The organism is Chitinophagales bacterium, assembly GCA_020635995.1.
GTDB lineage: Bacteria > Bacteroidota > Bacteroidia > Chitinophagales > UBA8649 > JAFMKE01.
The window spans coordinates 112,457-133,990 of record JACJYS010000003.1 but is presented as its reverse complement, the minus strand read 5'-3'; the positions used below and the strand labels follow the sequence as shown (position 1 = coordinate 133,990).

Below are 21,534 nucleotides of genomic sequence, written 5' to 3'. Positions count from 1 at the left end.
ATATAAGTATTGTTAATGTAAAATTCTAATTTTTATATGTTTCTAATCTACATTAATTATAAAAAAACATCTATATTAGAAGTCAAAACTTAAAAAGAATGAAAAATTTAACTTTATTATTAGTATTAATTGTAACTATTTTAGCCTGTAAAAAAGAAGATGACGACCCTAAAAACAAAATTACTTACCCTGCCTCTACCAGTTTTGGGTTAAATATATTGCAACAGACAGAAACAGACTCTACAGAAATAGAAACAGATACTATTCAAGGATATGAAAGCTATGGTATGGTGGCTAATTTAGAAGAAAATGCGAGTTTGAAAATTGTTATTTCTCAACAAAATAATCCAAATGATTATGCTAATTTTTGGTTTTTTGATGCTTCTTTTATGAGTGGGTGGCATTTTACCTATGTTGACGAAATATATTATAGCCAAACATTTGAAGCTATAGAAAAGGGGGATATTTATATGCAAATTTATTTCCCTAATAACAGCAAATCTAAAATTGACTACTACGAAAATTCAGATGAAGTTACTTACTCTAAAATGGTGTATGTGGAGTAATATTTTATATTTCTCTATCTATTGGCTGAAGTTTGTTTGTCAACACTAGTTATATAATAAAAATTTGGGCAATCTGCTCCATAATCTCCATATAGATTAGCATTATGACAACCTATAGTAAAGTTAATGGTATTATTAGAGAATATTCCTGTACCACTACAAGCCCCACTACCTGAAGAACCGTTAGAAAAACTTAGAGAACTTCCGGTAAAGATACCTTTAAAAGTAAAATTTCTTTCATTCAAATTAGTAATAATAATAGAGTCTTCTCCCAATTTATCAATTGAAATTTGATAAGTATATGTATAAGTAAAACTTTGACCATTACTATTACAGTCTAATGTATTTACATCCGTTACATTCCATACACCATATATGCCGTTATCATTATTGTCATCATCGTTATCGTTACACGAAAAATAAATTATACTAATTGCAAAAAATAAAAATAAGCTTATTCTTTTCATATTGTTTTTTTTTGCAAAAATATAAAACATTTATTAAATTAAGCTAAACTAATTTATATAAGATGACGGATAATTTTTCATGCTTCAAAATTTCCGTCATGATAATCCGTTTTCTGTTTGTTTTATCCCAGCACTTTCCCCCAGCTACATCTTTCCAAAGCCACTTGACGAACTTTGTCTATATCTACACGCTCTTGTTCCATTGTGTCGCGTTCTCTTATGGTTACGGTATTGTCTTCCAATGTTTGGTGGTCAATAGTAATGCAATAAGGCGTACCAATGGCATCATGGCGTCTGTAGCGTTTGCCTATGCTGTCTTTTTCTTCGTATTCTACGGCTAAATCAACCCGAAGTTTATTAAAAATTTCTCTTGCTTTTTCGGGTAAGCCGTCTTTTTTAGTTAAAGGGAAAATAGCCACTTTAACAGGAGCCAACACAGGAGGTAAAGAAAGCACCGTTCTTGTTTTGCCTTCGCCTAAATCTTCTTCTTTTAAGCAGGCACTTAGCGTAGCTAAAAACATACGGTCTAAACCAATAGACGTTTCTATAACATAAGGCACATAGCTTTCGTTAATTTCCGGATCAAAGTATTGTAGTTTTTTACCACTTAGCTCTTGATGTTGTTTTAAATCAAAATCTGTTCGGGAATGAATACCTTCCAGTTCTTTAAAACCAAAGGGGAAATTAAATTCTATGTCTAAAGCGGCATCGGCATAATGAGCTGTTTTTATATGGTCGTGAAAACGATAGTTGTCTGCTCCTAAGCCTAATGTTTTATGCCAATTTAGTCGGGTATCTCTCCAGTATTCGTACCATTTTTTTTGCTCGCCCGGGCGTACAAAAAACTGCATTTCCATTTGTTCAAACTCCCGCATACGGAAAATAAACTGGCGTGCCACTATTTCGTTTCTAAATGCTTTACCTATTTGTGCTATACCAAAAGGCACTTTTTGGCGAGAAGTGTTTAATACATTCAAAAAATTAACAAAAATACCTTGAGCTGTCTCGGGGCGTAGGTATAATTTTCCTTCTTCTCCGGCTATGTTTCCCAGTTGCGTGTTAAACATTAAGTTAAACTGACGTACATCTGTCCATTCTTTTGAACCGGAAACAGGGTCGGCAATACCTAAATCTTCTATCATTTGCTTAAAATCTGCCCAATCTTCATTTTCTAAGCATTTTTTCATACGGGCTTCAATAGCATCTATTTCTTCTTGTCTGCGTACCACATTTGGGTTGGTGCTTCTAAACTGTGCTTCATCAAAAGCATCGGCAAAACGTGCCTTGGCTTTATCTACATCTTTCTGAATTTTTTGGTTGATTTTTTCTATGTGTTCCTCTACCAAAACATCTGCTCTATAGCGTTTTTTACTTTGTTTATTATCAATTAGTGGGTCGTTAAACGCATCAACATGGCCGCTGGCTTTCCAAGTAAGTGGGTGCATAAAAATAGCGGCATCAATACCCACTATGTTTTCGTGCATTTGCACCATGGCTTTCCACCAGTATTGTTTAATGTTGTTTTTTAGCTCTACGCCATTAGGTCCGTAATCATACACGGCACTAAGCCCATCATATATTTCAGATGATTGAAAAATAAAACCGTATTCTTTAGCGTGCGAAACTATATTTTTAAACAAATCGTCTTGTTGAGCCATTTATATTCAATTTTTGAAACGCAAAGGTAGGGAATTAGTTAATTTGTAAATAAGGTAATTGGGAAATTCTTAAAAGTTAGAACTTTCAAGATTAGTTATTGGCAGTAATTGATAAAAAATATGTAAAAATTATTATCTTTATTTTTCCAAATTAATTTAATATGCGTACAATTCTATTTTTTCTTAGCTTTAGTTTATTTTCATGGGCTCAAAGTCAAAATTGTACTTATACAGCCACTATTGATTCAAATTATAGAGATGATATAAATTATCAATTACTATTTAACGCTTTAGATGATTCTACTAATGTAAATTATGATAGCATTAGAATGCCTATTGCCCAAGTAGAAAAAATACTGGGATTATTTACTGTAATTGACGCACAAGCTCAAGATTTTAATATGCATACATGGGAAGTTTCTTTAAATAACTCTTATCCCATGGGGATACGGTTTAGTATATACGATAGTATTCCGTGGAAAGATACTTTGGTACAATATGGCAATTATTCTTCCTTTGCTCCTTTAGATTCTTTTATGCAATTGTATAATCTACATTCTCAAAATTATTCGCACTTAAACAATTTTATTATAAATGAGTTTTATAGTTCAGACATCTTAAACTTCAATAAATTAATGGACGAATTTCAGCTATTTTCTTCTTATGGAAATATTGAATTGATATATAATGCAATTATTCTGGGTATGTCGTGCGATGGATATTTTACTTTAAAAGAGAGTACTGCCGGAGATACTTTAACTTTTGGCATACAAAATAATTGGAGTCCATTTGCCAGTAGTTCTTATTGGCGTTATTTTATAGATGCAAATTGTAATACCACATTAGTAAGCAAGCAAGTAGGAATTTGCCCTGCTACACCCATTAAAGAAATAAAACAAAACATAAGTGTCTATCCAAATCCAGCAAATGCTATTTTAAATATAAGTATTGACAAGAAAATAACAAGTTATGGTATTTACAATAACTTTGGTCAAGTTGTAGAAGAAAAAACATTACTTTTTAATACAAACAGTATATATGTTGATGTTCAAGATTACCCCGAGGGCATCTATTTTATTAAAGTAAATGAACAATATACTCAATTTGTTAAGAAGTGAAATACAAAACCCTAATATCTGTTAATCTCCATATTTTATACTTTTTTCTTATTACTTTTGATACATGAAATATTATGTTTTACTTTTTATAACTTTATTTGGAGTAGCTAAAGCACAAGACATTAGTGATGAAATCATTCAATTTTCGGGATATATACTTACACCCGACACCCTTATGGGTATCCCTTTTGCCAGTATAAAAATAAGTGGTACTAATAGAGGTACAATGTCTAACGAAGAGGGTTTCTTTTCTTTTGCCGCAAAAGAAGGCGATACCATCCTTTTTTCTTGCATAGGTTTTAAAGACAGCAAATTTGCCATACCCACCGATTTGCAAACCAATAAATATTCAATAGTTAAATTAATGACTACCAATACTTATTATTTAGATACGGTACGTATTTATCCTTGGCCCACAAAAGATATGTTTAAACAAGCATTTTTAAGTTTAGACAAAGCGGAAGAAACAGATACCGATAGAGCATTAAGAAATTTAGAGAGAGAATACTTAAAAGAAATGGGCGAAAATTTAGCTTATGATGGTAGAGAAAACAGCAATTATTACTTAAGATCAGAAGCACGAAAATTTTATTATGCCGGTCAAGCTCCACCTCAAAACATCTTTAATGTGTTTGCTTGGGCACAGTTTATAGAGGCTTGGAAAAGAGGAGATTTTAAAAGAAAAGCAAAAAAATAGCGATAATTCGGTTTTTTTTAATAACTTTAACCAAAAACCAAGCTATATGAAACAATTCAAATTAACTTTAGTACTGCTATCTATTATTTTTTATTCCTACTCACAAGGCGATTTTAAAGCAGGAGCTGAAAAAATGAAATCATTAGTTGAAGCCGAAAATTATAGAGAAGCCATGCAATACGGAGATAAACTTATAGGCGAAGGCGTAAAAGAAGGTTATGAAAAATATGCCGGACAAGTCTATTTATACAGAGGAATAGCAAAGTTTAATTTTGAAATTTTTGACGATGCTATTGTAGATTTAAAACAAGGCGTAGCCTTTAATAAAACACTTACCGAAGCCTATTATTATATAGCTGAAATATATTATGATTTAAGTAGCTATTCTATGGCTTTAGAAAATGTAATATATTTTTTAGAACAACACCCCGATGATACCAAAGGTTTAGCACTAAAAAGTAGATGTTTATTAGAACTGGGAGAACCAATGGCCGCTAAAATAATTATTCAAAAAGCTATTGCTTTAGTTTCTTCAGACCCAGAGCTGTATTATGTTAGAGCTTCTGTAAACAGAGCATTAGGAGAAGATGATAAAGCCTGTAAAGATGCCAAAATATCATATAAGTTTGGCTATGAAGATGCTAAGGGATTGGTAGATAGTTATTGTGGAAATAGTGAAGATGGAACAAAAACCCAGAAATAAATTTAAGCAATTTCATCTATTAGGAATTTTAATTTTCCTATTCCTACTTACATTTAATACTGCTTTTGCACAGCAAGAAAAAACACTCCTTTTTAACGAAGATTGGCAAAATGCCAGCACCAGAGATGCCGTATATAAATGCGAATGCTATTTTGATAGCCAAAACAGACTACAAGGAGCATTTAACTGCTACGATATAAAAACGGAAGCCTTAGTAAAACAATTTTATTTTACAGACGATAAACTTAATGGCGAAGCCAAGGAGTATTATGAAAATGGAGAGCCTAAATTAGAAGCTACTTATAAAAATGGTTTACCAGTAGGAGAGTGGTACGAATACGATCAAAAAGGAAGAATAAAACTGCACAGAACTTTTGATGAGCAAAGCAGACTTATAAAAGATTTTAAGCAAGAGGAATTGACACCTTATGAAAAACTTCAGTTTGATATGGCAAAAAAAGAAGAACCGCCTATTTATACTTCAGAATGTTTAAAACTAAAAATAGACCAGCAAAAATACGATTGTAGCGAGCAAGCCATACAAGATTATGTTTCCAATCCGCCTATTCCACCTACGTATAAAAACAATTCTCTTTACATGGGTAAAACTATACAATGTGTAGTTTCATTTAGAATAAACGAGAAAGGAATAGTAGATGAAGCAGAAATAATGGAAAGTACAGGCGATGAATTTTTAGATGAATTAGCAAAAGCCCACGTGCTTAATATGGTGCCTTTTGAATCAGCAAAAGAATATGGAAGCCCTATTAATTATTGGAAAGATGTAATAATTAATTTTACTTTTTAAGTTCTTAACTATCTTTGCAAAAAAAATAAAAAATTAATGTCTAAAGTTTTAATAATTGGAGCTGGTGGAGTGGGTAAAGTTGTAGCGTATAAATGTGCTGAAGTAGCAGATATTTTTACAGATATAATGTTGGCAAGCCGTACAAAATCAAAATGTGATGCCATAGCAAATGAAGTAGCAGAAAAATATCCTAATAGAAGTAAAATAAAAACAGCAAAAGTTGATGCTGATAATGTACCCGAACTGGTAGAACTAATTAATAGTTTTAAACCAAAAATGGTAATAAACGTAGCATTGCCTTATCAAGATTTAACTATAATGGATGCTTGTTTAGAAACAGGCGTACATTATTTAGATACGGCAAACTACGAACCAAAAGACGAAGCAAAATTTGAATACAAATGGCAATGGGCATATCAAGAAAAATTTAAAAAAGCAGGATTAATGGCTCTTTTGGGTTGCGGTTTTGACCCAGGACAAACACAAATTTATACATCACATGCTGCAAAACATCATTTTGATGAAATACATTATTTAGATATAGTGGACTGTAATGGTGGCGACCACGGCAAAGCTTTTGCTACTAATTTTAACCCTGAAATTAACATTAGAGAGATAACTCAAGACGGTAAATATTGGAAAAATGGAAAATGGGAAATAATCCCTGCCATGAGCATACATCAGCCTATAGAATATCATAATATAGGAGAAAGAGAAAGTTATTTATTGTACCATGAAGAATTAGAAAGTTTGGTTAAAAATTTCCCTACTATAAAACGTGCTCGTTTTTGGATGACTTTTGGGCAAGAATATATTACACATTTAAGGGTAATGCAAAATATAGGTATTACCAGTATTAAACCCATTAAATTTCAAGGGCATGATATTGTTCCAATTGAATTTTTAAAAGCTATATTACCAGAGCCAGGCTCGTTAGGAGAAAATTATACAGGCGAAACATCAATAGGTTGTTATATAAAAGGTATAAAAGACGGGAAAGAAAAAACCTATTTTATACGCAATAACTGCAAACACCAAGATGCTTATGATGATACCAAAAGCCAAGGTGTAAGCTACACCACAGGTGTACCGGCTATGCTGGGAGCAAAATTAATGCTGACAGGTAAGTGGATGCAAGCAGGCGTATATAATGTAGAAGAAATGAATCCAGATGATTTTATGGCAGAAATAGGCGGTTACGGCTTACCTTGGCAAGAGTACGTAAACCCTAAAATACCTTTTAGCGATTATTAATAGTAGATATTCATATTTCAGAAGTCAGATGAATATTTGGGAATATGGTAATGATCGAGTATAAAATATTCTTAGTCAGTTACCCTCTTTTCAATTCTCTTACTTCATTATCGGTAAGGAAACGCCACCTGCCACGGGGAAGGTCTTTTTTAGTTAAGCCTGCAAAAAGTACTCTGTCTAATTTTTCTACCGTGTAGCCGTAGTGTTCAAACAGCCGCCTTACTATTCGGTTTCGTCCTAAGTGTATTTCTAAACCAATAATATTAGGACTATTTGGCTCTGGATAAGCTATTTCGTCTATTGGAACAGCCCCATCTTCCAGCATAGTTCCTTTAGCTATACTGTCAAAATCTTCTTTAAGTAAAGGTTTATCTAAAGTGGCTTTATATACTTTAGCTACGCTACTTGACGGGTGTGTTAGTTTTTTAGATAAATCGCCATCATTAGTTATAAGCAACACGCCTGTTGTGTTTCTATCTAACCTGCCTACAGGATACAAACGCAAACTGCCGTTTATTTTCATTTTTTTGTAAGCTCCTTTCACTAAATCCATTACTATTCTTCGGTCTTTTTCATCGTCTGTGGTGGTAATAAAACCTTTGGGCTTATTTAATAAAATATATACTTTTTTTTCGGGATTTACAGGCTTGCCGTCAAATTCCACTTTATCAGTCAACAGCACTTTATATCCTACTTCTGTTATAACTTTCCCATTAACTTTTACCAAGCCCTGTGCTATAAATTCATCAGATTTTCTTCTGGATGCCACCCCCGAATGTGCTAAATATTTATTTAGCCTCATTTCTTCATTTTGTTGCTCATTTCTTCTTTTCATGGCTTATATTCCTTCTATTAAATTTGTGGCATTTGGTCCTTCGTTAAACAATAAATCTACAATACTCAAATTATTAATGAATCCGTTTCTGTCTTCAAAAACTTGGGTGTAATATATACCTATTTCTTGATTTTTTTTAGGTAAAAAATACGACCTGAAATCCGCTACATCTTCATTGTATTCCTTTTTATAACTTTCCGTAAACTCCACTTTTTTATTTAGTTTAAGTAGCTTCATTATCAATTCAAAAAAAGCAAAATTTAGTTCATATAAATATGGATACTTTTTATGGTAAACTTCTTCAAATTTATCTTCATAAAACTCAAAATAGGGCGACCGCCTGTAGGCAGCACTTAAACTATTCCAATGGTCTTTAAGCCAAGGATGCTCATAACTAATTTTGGTTTCTTTGTAATATTGCTTTTTGTCTTTTCCGCCCACCACAGGTACAGAAAGCGTTAACTTTCCATTTACTCCGGCTATATCGCACCTATTTCTGTAGCTTGATTTTTGTAAAAAAGCGTGTTTTTCCAATAAAATAGTATCAAATTTTGTCAAAATATTATAATAAGCTAAATTGCCTAAGTACGGAAGTTCAATTAAGAGTTTTTTTGCCATATCTTCGCAAAGGTAGTAAGTTGTACCAAAGCGGTATTAATTTTTAGTGTTTAATGTATAGTTATTAATGAATTTGATTTTTAGAACAATATTAATTTTAGGTTTGCAAAGCATTTTTTTATCTGTTTTTGCCGATAATTTAGATGTTTTTACAACCGTAAAAAGGTATTATGATGTAAAACAAGAAAAACAATATATTGAATTAGCCTATTTAATACCCGGCAATGTGGTGGCTTATAAAACTGTGGCTAACAATAAAGATTATCAAGCAAAAGTATTGGTAGCTATTCAACTAATAAACCAAACCAACGAAGAGGTTTTTAAGCATGTTTACGTAGTAAATTCTCCTCAGTATAAAGAAAATACCCAAACATTGGTCAATTTATCTGATGTAGTAAATATTCCTTTTGTTCAAGACAGTTTAGAGTTGAGTATGCAGTTTTTAGATTTGAATGATTCTACAAATTATTTTACCGACAATATTGAAATAAACAAACTAATAGAAAACACAGCCTTTTTATCTGATATTTCTCTGCTTAGCGATGTAAAAGATGCTACTGAAAACAGCGTTTTTGTAAAAAATGAAAAGGAATTAACACCTAAATTTATTAACTATTACCCAACTGAAGTAAGTACAATACAATTTTATGCAGAGGCTTATCATTCTCCGTCAACATCTTATTTTGTGCGGTATTATATTACCAATGAAAATAATAAGGTTATAGAGAAATATGCAAATTTTAAAAAATTGAGTAGTAGTGAAAATGACGCTATTTTAAGTGGTTTTGATATTACTACTTTGCCCAGTGGCAACTATTATATTTATGCAGAACTGCGAAACGATAAAAATGAAGTTGCAGATAGAAAACGTATGTTTTTTCAACGATATAATAAGCTAAAAGAAGACCTTGATGTGGTAGAAAATAGGGGATTGGGCGTAATAGAAAATAATTTTGCCAAAAAATATGATTTAAGAAATATAACGCATCACTTAAATGCCTTAAAACCTATAGCCGATAAATTTGAAGAAGCCGCTATAAATGGAGCTATTGACAGTAAAGATTTAGCATTAATGCAAAATTATTTTTACAGTTTTTGGAGCAAAAGAGATAGTAAAAATCCTGAAGATAGATGGATGGAATATGCCAATTTAGTAAAATTTGCCGATGATGAATTTGGCAATACCATGATAGAAGGCAATGAAACTTCAAGAGGGATAACATACTTGAAATACGGTAAACCTACTGAAAGATTAGAACGCAATACCCGAGATTTTGGCAGAATAGAAGTTTGGACCTACGAATTTCTTGAAGGGCAGGGCAATGTGAAATTTATGTTTGTAGAAAATCCTTTGGCTCAAAATGAGTTTCCGCTGGTTCATTCTACTTTAAAAAATCAAATGTTTGATAAAGAATGGGATAGAATTATTAAAAATAACAATTATTAGCCCCTTACTCGTAGTATTTACTATTATTTCTCATGTCTTCATCGGTAAGTGTGTGCAAAAATAAAATCAAATTTGTTTTATCCGCTTCACTTAAAGAAATTCCATTTTGTAAACTTTCATCTAAAGTAGCACTTTGTACTATTCCATTGGTATAATGGTTTAAAACTTCATTTATAGTAGCAAAACGCCCACCGTGCATATACGGAGCGGTTTGCATTACATTTCTTAATGACGGAACTCTAAATTTTCCTTCGTCTGCCGGAGAAAGCGTTATTCTGCCTCTGCCTAAATCTTCAGAAAAATTATTATCTAATCCATTATTTTTGTAGCTATAATTTGTAAATAAAGGTTCTGTATGGCAAGAGTTACATTGTGTTTTAAAAATTGCATAACCGGCTTGTTCTTTTTGTGTAAAAGAAGCTTTGCCTTGCTTTACTTTATCGTATTTTGCCGAAGCAGAAACCACACTACCTACATACTGCGAAAAAGCATAAAATAGCACCTGCGTATAAATAGAATCGCTACCAAAAGCTTTTTCAAACAAAGCAGGATATTCTGCATGATTATTTAGTTTTTCAATTAGATGAGCCATTGTTTCAGCCATTTCATTAGTGTCTGTTAGTGCAGGCAAAGCAGAAACATCTAAATGAGCCACACCTCCGTCCCACATAAAAGCGGGAGTAAATACAGTATTGGTTATAGAGGGGGCATTTCTTATTCCAAATTTACCGCCTACACCTTCACTTATAGCCATTCCTTCATCTGCAAAATATTTATTAGGATGATGACAGCTGGCACAAGAAATACTACCGTCTTTTGATAAAAAAGGGTCAAAAAACAATTTTCTGCCTAATAAAAAGCCATTTTCTGTTAGTTTATTGATAGTAAACTGATAAACAGGAGCAGGAAAATAAGAAGGATACACCGGATAAGCCGGTGTATCCGTTTCTTTATGGCACGATACCAATATTACACTGAGCAATATTAATATACTTGCTAAGTTTTTCATTTTACTCTACACTTACAAACTGGAAACTGCCTGTAAAATTAGAAGCCATTTCTGTAGCCGTAGCATTAGGCATGTGTATCATAGCAGGCAATGAATCTACACCGCCTGTTCCGTGCCAAAATTTAGCAGGATTAGCAGATAAATTTATAGTTTTAGTGGCATCGGCATCTAACATTAAATGAGAACCTCCAAAATCGGTAGATTTTACGCTTACTACATTATTAGCACCGCTAAAACCACCTAAATGATAGCTAAATGATCCTCCGCCAACTTTTGTTCCTTCTATTTTCATCATGATATAGCCACTGTTCCAGCTCCAAAACATATCGTTTGCCGGATCTAAAGCTCCTGTTTGAGAACCCGATACATTTCTGGCACTGTCAACACCTATAGTATAAGATAATTCGGTATAATGAGCGGCAGGTACACCACTTAAAGTTATAGTGTTTGAAGATGCGGTAGAAGCATTAACTAAATGGTAGCTTTCTTCTTCTGCCCACCAGTTGCCGTCCATGTCTTTTAATTTTACATTAGAAATATAAAATTTAAACAATGATACATTTAAAGTATCTGATGTCATTGGGTGAAATAAATCTGTATTCATAGTAAAAGCAGCATTGCTCATACCCCAAACGTAGTCAAATTTCATTTCAACAGTTCCTGTACCTTCATGGTCATGGTCGTCATCATCGTTATTTTTATCACAAGAAACTAAGCTGAATGAGATAGCTAAAAATGCTATCAATAATATATTTAATTTTTTCATTTTTTTAAAATTGTTTTTTTGTAGAATAATTGTTTACTATATGCTTTTAGGGCATAGAAAATCTTGCACAAACTATTATTATACCGTTTAGGAATACATAATAATTTAGACTATTTTGCATTAACAATTGGTATTATTTGCACTAAAATTTAATCTGAAAAAATTAAATAAACTTGGGTGGAGGAATTAAAATTGAAGGCTCAAACTGAGTTTTTATTTCATTAATAGTGTTATTATATGGAAATTTATTGTCTGAAACTATAATTCCTAAAGTATTTTCTTCTACTTGCGTAAAAAACTGAAATTCAAAATGAGGAATATTTATAGCGTTTTTATCTCCGTTTTCTTCTACTTCATCTACTTTTTGAAGACTTTTAGCTAAATGGCACTTTCCATTACATTTATTGTTGGGTTTATCCTTTTGTACACAAAGATATTTTGCAATATATTCGTGATTTATTACCCAATTTCCCATTACGCCAACTCTTATTAACAGCGGTGCAGAAAAAATGAATAGTAATAATATGGCTAACACCCTTTTCACTACTGCAAAATTACGAAAAATTAACGCTATTTACTCAATTTATGTATCAATTATTTTAATCTTGTTACTTTTACATTTATAAATGTTAGGCATACTTTTAAAAATAGTAATTTACCCTATAAGCATACTCCCGTTTTGGCTTATTAGAATAAAACTATTTCCTTTTTATTTAATTATAGCTCATGTTTTAAAATATAGACAAAAAGTAATTTTAAAGAATTTAAAAATTGCCTATCCCAATGAAAGTGAGTTGTTTTATAAACAAACTTTAAAAGGTTTTTATAAGCATTTGTATCTTTTAATTTGCGAAGGGATTAAATCTTTTACTATAAGTAAAAAAAATATACTCAATAGGTTTAAAATAGACGAGGGTATTATAAAAGAATATGCCCAAAGTGGCAAAAGTGTAGTTATGGTTTTTGGGCATTACAATAATTGGGAATGGCCGGCTTTAGCTGCTCCTCTTCAAATAACGCCACAGCTTGTTGCTATTTATCAGCCTGTAAAAAACCAACAAATAAATAATTGGATAAAAGCAAACAGAAGCAGATATGGAGCTATTTTGGTTTCAACTAAAGAAGTAAGCGAATTTTATAAAAACAACACACAAATTATAGCTAATGCTTTTATAGCAGACCAAAGTCCTTCTAACAAAAAAAGTGGTGTTTGGGTAGATTTTTTTGGAAGAAAAACCCTTTTTTTAGCAGGAGCGGCAGCTAAAGCTATAGAACTCAATCAACCTATGGTTTACGTTTATACCAAAAGAACAAAACCCGGATATTATACTATGTATGTAGAAAATCTGTGTAGCAATCCGCAGGATTATACAGTTGAAAAGTTGACACAAGATTATGCACATAGATTAGAACAACAAATAAAAGAAAACCCAAGCGAGTATCTTTGGAGTCATAATAGGTGGAAGCATGGGTTTTAGTATTTATATTTGAGGAGTTAGATACACTTGTGCCACGACTTTAAGTCGTGGCACGATTATGTGCACTGTTAGATTTTATTTTACTCAAAATTAAATCATTAAAACTCGGCTTAATTAGTATTAATAATAATCAAAAAATTATCTTTTTTTTCTACTTCTTTTTTACTTGGAAAATCTTTTAGCTTTTCGCTCAATCGTAAAAAAGCATAAATTCGTTCTACAGGTTTTAACGCTAAAAACTCTTGCTCTTGCATATAATTGCTTTCTTCCTTAGTAGTATATTGAATTTTCATTGCTCTTGTACAAATATAAATAAACTTGGAGTAGTGGCACAAATTTATTTATAACTTAATTTTATTAATGCTGTACTTTAGGCTTTATAGATTTTTTAATAAACCAAGTACAGATTAAAAGCAACACACTTAAAAACACTATCATTATAGTTCCATTAGGCGTATTATTATTGTTAAAAGGATTTTTAAATACAGGCAAAAAGTTTCCTCTATCTCCTTTTACTCTTTCATATTTTCGCTCGTAGGTTTTTAAGTAATAATCGTATTTATCGGTGTTCCATTCTGTAAGATACGCTAAGTTTTCAAGCTCATTTTCTCTTCTATCTAATACTTTTAAATAATAGTTTTCTGCTTCTTTGCAAGTTATGGCTTCTTGTACGGGGTGGGTCATTATATATCTTCCTTGAAAAGACTGTTTGTTAGGTGTAGATTGGAAAAACAAATCTTGAGGAAAGTTTTTCCTATCGTATTTAACATGCAGTCTTGTAATGTGTAGTTTTCCACTGTAGTCCGCTCCGCCCCAGCCATTGTTGTATCCGCTGTTTACCCAAAAAACACCTGCATCTTTTAGCTCCGCATAGCTTGGAGGTGTAGTAGCACACGGGTCGCATTTGGTATAATTTTCACTATTCAAATCCCAGCTATACTCTAAAAATACCGCATTTTTATTGTTTCTTTTATAAGCCGTTTCAAATACATCAGCATAAAAATTGCTAAAATCATCTTTTATAAAAGTAGGTATATTTTTATCCGTTGGTATTTTAGCTGTTCTGTAGTTGGTGGTTTCTATTTGTCCTTCTTCGCTAAAAGCATAAATAATTAAATCTTGAGCTTTATCGGCATTTGCCATTCCTAATCGTATTGGTAGCATAAATCTATTGCTTTCATAGGTTATTTGTATTGGCCGCAAATGATTAAAACCGGATTTAGTTTGCTCTTCTAAATTTACTTTAGCTACAAAAAACTTTAGTTTGTTTTTAATGTATGGCTCTATCACTTCTTCCGCATTTGCAGGAATTTTATAGCCATTTTTATCTAACCAAATTTTCAATCCCTCCGATTCTTTTGCCGATAAAATTAAAATATCATATTCTCCTACGGTGTATTGTGCTTCTATAGCCACGCCTAATTCTTTAGCCTCACTTTCTTGTATAGCTGTTTCATTTTTTTGCATTGACATAGATGGCATCATGTCGTAGTATATTCTACCGTCATAGCAAGGATTTTGGTCGTAATATTCTACTAAACGAGGTCCCGTATAAGTATTTAATTTATCAAAAATATAACGGTCTATTACTTTAATATCGTTTTCTTGCAATAAAACAGGTACGGGAATTACCATAGCAAAATCTTTAACATCTCCTTTAAAGTCATTGCTCATAGTTACTACAGTTTTGTTGCCTTTTCGGGCTAAAATAACTTCAGATGTTTCGTTTTTAATATTAATGTCTGCCTTTGCCACATAAAACCCGCAAAAGCTAAATCCTTTTATTGGTAAAAGAACGATACTTGCCAAAATTAATGTGCTAACTAAATTTTTCATGTTTATATTATTTAAAGTTTAAAATTGATTTTGATTGATTCCACTCAAATTTTTGAGCGGTAAATATTTTGTCAAATACAGGTGTAAGAGGCGAAGCAAAAAAGAGTACCCAAATAGGTGCTGCAAAAATGTAAACATAATTGCTAACTATAAAAGCCACAATGGCAATTAAGCTTACCCAAATTATTCTTGCTTTTCTATGGTTTGGCGTGGTCATAGGGTCAGTTATCATAAAGAAAGTAAATAAAACAAGCGTGCCGCTACTTATTTGATGATAAAAAACATCGGGAGTCCAGCCTAAATATATTACGGAACGAATAAAGTTTAAGCCACAGAATACCAAAATAAAAGTTATACTGGCATCTAATCGGTTTACTTTTTTAAGTACTAAAAAACCTAATATTCCAACGGCAAAAAGTACAATTAAATGGTTGCCCCATTGTCCCGGAGAAATCCACGCATCATTAGAAAAAATGAGCATGATAACAATTCCAAAATTTACGGGATTAAAAATGTGTTTGCCTTTATATCGTATTAAAAATTTGCCGGCTATGGCTACAAAAGCAGCAATTATGGCTGTGTAATAATGGTTGGTGTGTAGTAAAAGGCAAAGACCTAAAGAAGTAATAAAAGCACTTTTTAAAGAAATATTTTGCTTAGCAATAAATTTAGCACCCAATGCTTGTGTAAACAATGCTGTAGAAATAACTAAAATATACTGAGCTAAATGCTGCTGCCAGCCCAAAAGTAAAATTCCTAACAAAAGAAAACTGCTTAAATAGGCAATTTGAAAATGGCGTGCATCTTGAAAATAAGTTAAGGTATGGTTTATGAAATTTTTGCTTTGCATATCTCAGTTTTAGTATTGAGATACACAAGATTTTAATTTTCCATAAAGTGAAGTGAAAATATTTTTTTGAGATGCTGTATTCGTGCCACCATTTGAAGTGGTGGCACGAATGTAAATTTTAACAATTGGTATTACATTACGTATTCAATAAAACTCCAAAACTTTCTTTCTTTTAAATACTTTAAATTTTGTTGGTTGGCATACGCTTCTCTTTCAAAAGAAATGTTTTTATACGCTTCATAATGGCTTTTGTATTGCAAGCGTCTAATAAAGTATTCTGAAATATACCAAATATAAAAAGGCAAAACCAGCATTTCTAATTGTTGGCGAAGATGAATAAGCTCATGATTTATAAGGATTTGATTGGTTTTTAAACCCTCATTTTTTATTAAAATAAAAGGAAATAATGCCATTGCCGAAGCAAAATTATTACTTATAAATTTCAATAATTTGGGAGCAGTAATTACTTTTTTAAACATATTGAGGTAGTGTTTCTAAAGGTTTAATATCCGTTGTTTTAACATCCCAAGCATAGGTGTAAGTTCCATTGCTAATGCAGATGTATGGCACTTTTAGTTGCATATTATATCTTAAACTTTGCTCTAAAACATTTTCATTTATATTTTCATTCTGCGATTTACATTCTATTAATAAAAAAGGTTGCATAGCGGTATCATAAACCAAAATATCAAATCTTTTTTTTAAATCATTAATAATTATTTCCTTTTCTACAGCAATTTTTGCTTTAGGATATTGCAAATCATACATTAAAAAATGTATAAAATTTTGCCTAACCCACTCTTCTGGCGTAAGTTTTATTTTTTTCTTTCTAACTTCGTCAAAAATGTAATGAATTTCATTTTCAATGGAAACCTTAAAATTATATTTTCTGAAAGTAATTTTAATCATTGCACACAAAAATAGTTTATTATGAAAACAAAACAAGAAATAGTTGAAAATTGGTTGCCACGCTACACGGGCGTGCCATTAGATAAATTTGGACAATATATTCTGCTCACTAATTTTGGTAATTATGTAGAAATGTTTGCAACCCAAATGGGTGTAGAAGTAAATGGAAGGGATAAAGCTATGATTTCTGCAACGGCACAAGGTATTACCATTATAAATTTTGGAATGGGAAGTCCTAATGCGGCTACTATTATGGATTGCCTATCTGCTATAAAACCCAAAGGTGCTTTATTTTTAGGTAAATGTGGCGGACTTAAAAAGAAAAATAATTTAGGCGATTTTATTCTTCCCATAGCGGCTATAAGAGGCGAAGGAACAAGTAATGATTATTTTCCGGCAGAAGTGCCATCTCTACCGGCATTTGCTTTGCAAAAAGCCATTTCTACTACCATAAGGGATAACGGAAACGACTATTGGACGGGTACGGTTTATACCACTAATAGAAGAGTTTGGGAGTTTGATGAAAAGTTTAAAAAGTATTTGAAAAAAATAAGAGCCATGGGTATAGATATGGAAACTGCTACCATATTTACCACCGCTTTTGCCAATAAAATACCAGCGGGTGCTTTATTGTTAGTTTCTGACCAGCCTATGATTCCCGATGGCGTAAAAACTTCATCAAGTGATGAAAAAATTACTTCAAATTTTGTGGAATTGCATTTAAAATTGGGTATAGAATCATTAAAGCAACTTATTAATAACGGTATGACTATTAAACACTTACGGTTTTGATTCAGGATTTTAAACAGATATTAAAAGAATTAAATGGCAAGAAATATAAACCTTTATATTTTTTGTTTGGTGATGAATCGTACTACATAGATAAAGTGGTAGATTACATTGAAAAAAATGCTTTAGCAGAACATGAAAAAGCATTTAATCAGCAGGTGGTTTATGGAAAAGATGTAGATGCCGGGCAAATTAAAGATATAGCTATGAGATTGCCTATGGCGGCTACACATCAGGTAATTATAGTAAAAGAAGCACAGCAATTAAAGTCTTTTAATGATTTAGAAAGTTATTTTAATCATCCTGTGCCTTCTACTATTTTAGTGCTGGCATACAAACATAGTTCGCCCGATAAAAGGAAAAAGATTTTTAAAACTATTATAAACCACAAGGAAAGTGTAGCATTAGAATCAAAAGCTATACGAGATTATGAAGTTGTAGGCTGGATTTCTGCTTATGCTAAAGAAAAAGGATTAAAAATAAATCCTAAAGGAATTGAAATTTTAGCCGAATTTTTAGGAACCGATATTTCTAAAATTGTAAATGAGTTAGATAAATTACTGCTGATAAAAGGTAATGATAAAAATATAACAGAAGAAGATATTGAAAAAAATATTGGAGCTTCAAAAGACTATAATATTTTTGAATTTACCGATGCTTTAGGACAAAAAAACTATGAAAAATCGTATAAAATTTTGCATTATTTTGAGCAAAATCCTAAAAGTTTAGTGCTGCAAATGGCACTTGGCACAATTAATGGTTTTTATCAAAAAGTATATTTAACTAAATTTTCGGGCAATATGGACGAAAGGTCTTTTGGTGCTTTGCTAAAACTACATCCTTTTATTGCTAAAGAATATAAAAAATACGCAAAGAAATATTCTGTTGAGCAGCTTGAAAAAATTTTTATTTTAATAGGAGAATATGACCTAAAATCAAAAGGATTAGGAAATAAAAGTGCTACGCCATCGGAATTATTAACAGAATTAACCTATAAAATATATGCCACATGATAAGAATGATGATAATCGCTTTAGTTTTTTTAAGTAGCTGTGCTAACAGTAAAAAAGTTAAGCAAAATACGGAAGATTTGAAAATTATAAGTTCAATAAGAACGCAATCAACTATGGGTATGCAAAACCCCAATGGGAGTTCCACTTCTACTTCTTATACTATAAAATATGAGGAGAATGGAAATGCGAAGATAGAAGCCGTATATATTTATGGCGTGCCTTATTTATTTAAAACTTTTGTAACTGACGAGGGCGAAAAATTAGTGGTAGTTAATATTGTGGCAGATAAAAATGATGAAAGCATAGATAAAACAAAATCAAAAATAAAAACGGATAGAGATGGTGTTTTGAAATATTCTATAAATGGAAAAACCACAACTAAATCTTTTAGTTTTAATGATAATAGGACTATTCAAAATAAGTAAGTACCACTATTTTATCTTTATCTAAATTTAATAAATAATTATCAAAACTTGCAAAAAATGCAAGTTTTGATAATTTATTTTGTATTTTTGTTTTGTGAGTAGCTATACAAATAGGAAGGAATATATTGATAAGCTGTTGTCTTACAAAGATAAAGACCTTATAAAAGTAGTAAGTGGTTTGCGTAGGTCGGGCAAATCAACTTTATTAAATTTGTTTCGGGACAAACTGTTAAAATTAGGTGTAGGCAAAAAACAAATTCAGTCTTATAATTTTGAGTTGCCCGAAAACTTTCTTGATAAATCGTGGAGTGATATTTATTTTGAAATTAAAGCAAAATTGCAAGCCGACAAGCAGAATTATATTTTTTTAGACGAAGTGCAAAATATTCCACAATTTGAGAAATTGGTAGATGGTCTTTTTGCAACAGAATATACAGATGTTTATATAACAGGGTCAAACGCCTTTTTATTGTCGGGCGAATTGGCTACATTGTTAAGTGGTCGCTATATAGAAATTTCTATTTTACCTTTTTCTTTTAAGGAGTATTTAACCACTCGCAGCATTGACACATCAAACAAATATCTTAACTATGAGGCTTTGTTTTTTGATTATGTAAACGAAACATCATTGCCAAAAGGCGTTGAGCTGCGTAAGGAAGGTTTTGACAAAATATATGAATATTTAGAAGCCATTTATACTACTATTGTAGAAAAAGACATAACACAACGCCACCAAATAAATGATAAAAGAGCATTTGGAAACATTGTAAAATATACGGCTTCAAACATTGGCAGTATGCTTTCTCCAAGCAATATTTCTAAAACATTAAAACAAGACGGGCAAAGCATACACCACGCCACAGTTGAAAAATACTTGGATTATTTAGTAGAAAGTTTTGTGTTTTATAAAGTTAATCGCTTTGATTTGAAAGGCAAAAAGCAGCTTGCCACACAAGAAAAATACTACTTGGTAGATGTAGGTTTACTCAATATTTTAGTAGGTAAAGAACGCAATACCGACAGAGGACATATTTTAGAAAACATTGTGTATTTAGAACTTTTGCGTAGAGGTAATAAAATTTGGACAGGCACAGCACGAAATACAGAAGTAGATTTTGTGTGTAAAACAACTACCGGTGGTATAGAATATTATCAAGTAGCTTGGGAATTATCTACGCAAAAAACTATAGAAAGAGAATTTGGTTCACTTGAAAAAATTTCTGATAATTATCCTAAATATTTGCTCACAACCGATTCATTTACACAAGATAGAAATGGTGTACAGCACTTAAATGTGTTTAACTGGTTACTTGATTTTTAATAACTTTTCCTACCGAAAACACTTCTTATTGAAAATAAGCAAGAGCCTCTGCTTTATCTTTATTTAGTTGTTGCTTTAGAGCTTCTAAAGATTCAAACTTTTGTTCTTCTCTAATATATTTTAGCAAAATTACTTCTATTTTTTCGCCATAAATATCTTGGTCAAAATCAAAAATATTCACTTCAATTGTTTTGTTAAGTCCTTCTATGGTTGGTCGCACACCTATGTTTAACATGCCTTTGTACAGACTATTTTTAACTTTTACATTTACAATATATACTCCATTTTTAGGAATGAGTTTGTAATCTACTAAAAGTTGCACATTTGCCGTAGGAAATCCTATTTTTCTGCCTAGTTGTTCTCCTTTTGTTACAAAACCATTTATACTATATTCATGACCTAAAAGTTTATTAGCAGTTTGCACTTTTCCTTGTGCCAAAGCTTCTCTAATTTTAGTGCTGCTAATGCCTATATCTTGTATGGTTTCTTTACTAATCTGCTCTACATTATATCCAAAAATATCTTTGTATTCTTCAAGCAAATCTATATTTCCACTTCTGTTTTTACCAAAATGGTGGTCGTAACCAATAACTAAAGTGTGGGGTTTAAAATTTTCAACCAAAAAATCTTTCACATAAGAAATAGCCGGCATATTACTAAACTCTTTGCTAAAAGGTGCTACTACAACATTATTAACCTTGTATTTTTTTAGCAAATCTATTTTTTCATCAATAGTGTTTAATAATTTTAAATCGCTATCGGGTTGAACAACAAAGCGTGGATGAGGATGAAAAGTGATTAAAATACTTTCGCCATCATTTTTTTTTGCTAATTCGTTTATGCGTTCCAGTAATTTCTGATGTCCTAAATGAACGCCATCAAAAGTACCAATGGTTACAACAGCATTTTTAAACTGAGGGAGATTGTCTAAACTTTTAAATACCTGCATTATAAGGGTTCAAAATTA

25 protein-coding genes are annotated in these 21,534 nt (G+C 31.6%); 12 read left to right on the top strand and 13 right to left on the bottom strand.

Annotated elements, in window-relative coordinates; translation table 11 throughout:
* The first annotated feature begins 98 nt into the window (after nt 1-98).
* On the top strand, nt 99-566 hold the full coding sequence (locus tag H6578_06375) for a hypothetical protein (protein MCB9226774.1): 468 nt from the start codon (nt 99-101) through the stop codon (nt 564-566).
* A gap of 14 nt (nt 567-580) precedes the next feature.
* On the opposite strand, the gene H6578_06370 is transcribed toward H6578_06375, so the two are convergent.
* Nucleotides 581-1,033 (bottom strand): hypothetical protein, encoded by a 453-nt coding sequence (locus H6578_06370; GenBank protein MCB9226773.1) that lies wholly within the window; start codon nt 1,031-1,033, stop codon nt 581-583.
* A gap of 122 nt (nt 1,034-1,155) precedes the next feature.
* On the bottom strand, nt 1,156-2,691 hold the full coding sequence (locus H6578_06365; GenBank protein ID MCB9226772.1) for a glycine--tRNA ligase: 1,536 nt from the start codon (nt 2,689-2,691) through the stop codon (nt 1,156-1,158).
* Nucleotides 2,692-2,852: 161 nt separating this feature from the next.
* Between H6578_06365 and H6578_06360 the strand changes: the two genes are divergently transcribed.
* The 5 genes from H6578_06360 to H6578_06340 all read left to right on the top strand — a co-directional run bounded on the left by H6578_06360 (nt 2,853) and on the right by H6578_06340 (nt 7,271).
* Nucleotides 2,853-3,809 (top strand): T9SS type A sorting domain-containing protein, encoded by a 957-nt coding sequence (locus H6578_06360; protein ID MCB9226771.1) that lies wholly within the window; start codon nt 2,853-2,855, stop codon nt 3,807-3,809.
* Between the two features lie 64 nt (nt 3,810-3,873).
* Nucleotides 3,874-4,506 (top strand): carboxypeptidase-like regulatory domain-containing protein, encoded by a 633-nt coding sequence (locus H6578_06355; GenBank protein MCB9226770.1) that lies wholly within the window; start codon nt 3,874-3,876, stop codon nt 4,504-4,506.
* A 46-nt stretch (nt 4,507-4,552) separates the two neighbouring features.
* Nucleotides 4,553-5,209 carry a hypothetical protein gene (locus H6578_06350; protein MCB9226769.1) on the top strand — a complete coding sequence of 219 codons (657 nt, stop codon included), beginning with the start codon at nt 4,553-4,555 and terminating at the stop codon, nt 5,207-5,209.
* On the top strand, nt 5,187-6,017 hold the full coding sequence (locus tag H6578_06345; GenBank protein ID MCB9226768.1) for an energy transducer TonB: 831 nt from the start codon (nt 5,187-5,189) through the stop codon (nt 6,015-6,017). The genes H6578_06350 and H6578_06345 overlap by 23 nt, the downstream gene beginning before the upstream one ends.
* 36 nt (nt 6,018-6,053) lie before the next feature.
* Nucleotides 6,054-7,271 (top strand): saccharopine dehydrogenase family protein, encoded by a 1,218-nt coding sequence (locus tag H6578_06340; protein MCB9226767.1) that lies wholly within the window; start codon nt 6,054-6,056, stop codon nt 7,269-7,271.
* A 79-nt stretch (nt 7,272-7,350) separates the two neighbouring features.
* Here the strand turns inward: H6578_06340 and H6578_06335 are convergent, their stop codons facing one another.
* Entirely contained in the window at nt 7,351-8,106 is a 756-nt protein-coding gene (locus tag H6578_06335) for an rRNA pseudouridine synthase (protein MCB9226766.1), read from the bottom strand.
* 3 nt (nt 8,107-8,109) lie between these two features.
* A complete protein-coding gene (locus H6578_06330) occupies nt 8,110-8,724 on the bottom strand; it encodes a WbqC family protein (protein MCB9226765.1) in 615 nt (204 codons plus the stop codon).
* A gap of 67 nt (nt 8,725-8,791) precedes the next feature.
* On the opposite strand from H6578_06330, the gene H6578_06325 reads away from it, so the two are divergent.
* The gene (locus H6578_06325) at nt 8,792-10,171 is read left to right on the top strand and encodes a GWxTD domain-containing protein (GenBank protein MCB9226764.1); all 1,380 of its coding nucleotides are present in this window, start codon (nt 8,792-8,794) and stop codon (nt 10,169-10,171) included.
* A gap of 4 nt (nt 10,172-10,175) precedes the next feature.
* Here the strand turns inward: H6578_06325 and H6578_06320 are convergent, their stop codons facing one another.
* From H6578_06320 to H6578_06310, 3 genes are all read right to left on the bottom strand, one after another.
* Nucleotides 10,176-11,180: a cytochrome-c peroxidase gene (locus H6578_06320; protein ID MCB9226763.1), complete on the bottom strand. Its 1,005-nt coding sequence runs from the start codon at nt 11,178-11,180 to the stop codon at nt 10,176-10,178.
* Between the two features lies 1 nt (nt 11,181).
* Nucleotides 11,182-11,946, bottom strand: a complete 765-nt coding sequence (locus tag H6578_06315; GenBank protein MCB9226762.1) for a hypothetical protein — start codon at nt 11,944-11,946, stop codon at nt 11,182-11,184.
* Between the two features lie 163 nt (nt 11,947-12,109).
* A complete protein-coding gene (locus tag H6578_06310; protein MCB9226761.1) occupies nt 12,110-12,490 on the bottom strand; it encodes a hypothetical protein in 381 nt (126 codons plus the stop codon).
* Between the two features lie 82 nt (nt 12,491-12,572).
* Here H6578_06310 and H6578_06305 point away from each other — a divergent pair, with 82 nt between their 5' ends.
* Nucleotides 12,573-13,424: a lysophospholipid acyltransferase family protein gene (locus tag H6578_06305; GenBank protein MCB9226760.1), complete on the top strand. Its 852-nt coding sequence runs from the start codon at nt 12,573-12,575 to the stop codon at nt 13,422-13,424.
* 110 nt (nt 13,425-13,534) lie between these two features.
* Here the strand turns inward: H6578_06305 and H6578_06300 are convergent, their stop codons facing one another.
* From H6578_06300 to H6578_06280, 5 genes are all read right to left on the bottom strand, one after another.
* Entirely contained in the window at nt 13,535-13,717 is a 183-nt protein-coding gene (locus tag H6578_06300) for a hypothetical protein (GenBank protein MCB9226759.1), read from the bottom strand.
* A 64-nt stretch (nt 13,718-13,781) separates the two neighbouring features.
* Nucleotides 13,782-15,260 (bottom strand): DUF2330 domain-containing protein, encoded by a 1,479-nt coding sequence (locus H6578_06295; protein ID MCB9226758.1) that lies wholly within the window; start codon nt 15,258-15,260, stop codon nt 13,782-13,784.
* Nucleotides 15,261-15,267: 7 nt separating this feature from the next.
* Nucleotides 15,268-16,110 (bottom strand): RnfABCDGE type electron transport complex subunit D, encoded by an 843-nt coding sequence (locus tag H6578_06290; GenBank protein MCB9226757.1) that lies wholly within the window; start codon nt 16,108-16,110, stop codon nt 15,268-15,270.
* Nucleotides 16,111-16,241: 131 nt separating this feature from the next.
* Entirely contained in the window at nt 16,242-16,523 is a 282-nt protein-coding gene (locus H6578_06285; GenBank protein MCB9226756.1) for a hypothetical protein, read from the bottom strand.
* A gap of 58 nt (nt 16,524-16,581) precedes the next feature.
* Nucleotides 16,582-17,019: a type I restriction enzyme HsdR N-terminal domain-containing protein gene (locus H6578_06280; GenBank protein MCB9226755.1), complete on the bottom strand. Its 438-nt coding sequence runs from the start codon at nt 17,017-17,019 to the stop codon at nt 16,582-16,584.
* 21 nt (nt 17,020-17,040) lie between these two features.
* Here H6578_06280 and H6578_06275 point away from each other — a divergent pair, with 21 nt between their 5' ends.
* The 4 genes from H6578_06275 to H6578_06260 all read left to right on the top strand — a co-directional run bounded on the left by H6578_06275 (nt 17,041) and on the right by H6578_06260 (nt 20,567).
* Nucleotides 17,041-17,811 (top strand): AMP nucleosidase, encoded by a 771-nt coding sequence (locus tag H6578_06275; protein ID MCB9226754.1) that lies wholly within the window; start codon nt 17,041-17,043, stop codon nt 17,809-17,811.
* The gene (gene holA / locus H6578_06270) at nt 17,808-18,821 is read left to right on the top strand and encodes a DNA polymerase III subunit delta (protein MCB9226753.1); all 1,014 of its coding nucleotides are present in this window, start codon (nt 17,808-17,810) and stop codon (nt 18,819-18,821) included. Before H6578_06275 ends, holA begins: the two co-directional genes overlap by 4 nt.
* The gene (locus H6578_06265) at nt 18,818-19,246 is read left to right on the top strand and encodes a hypothetical protein (protein ID MCB9226752.1); all 429 of its coding nucleotides are present in this window, start codon (nt 18,818-18,820) and stop codon (nt 19,244-19,246) included. Before holA ends, H6578_06265 begins: the two co-directional genes overlap by 4 nt.
* Before the next feature lie 94 nt (nt 19,247-19,340).
* A complete protein-coding gene (locus H6578_06260; GenBank protein ID MCB9226751.1) occupies nt 19,341-20,567 on the top strand; it encodes an ATP-binding protein in 1,227 nt (408 codons plus the stop codon).
* Nucleotides 20,568-20,592: 25 nt separating this feature from the next.
* Here H6578_06260 and H6578_06255 read toward each other — a convergent pair whose 3' ends face one another.
* Complete coding sequence (locus H6578_06255; protein MCB9226750.1) at nt 20,593-21,516, bottom strand: bifunctional riboflavin kinase/FAD synthetase; 924 nt, start codon at nt 21,514-21,516, stop codon at nt 20,593-20,595.
* Between the last annotated feature and the right edge of the window lie 18 nt (nt 21,517-21,534).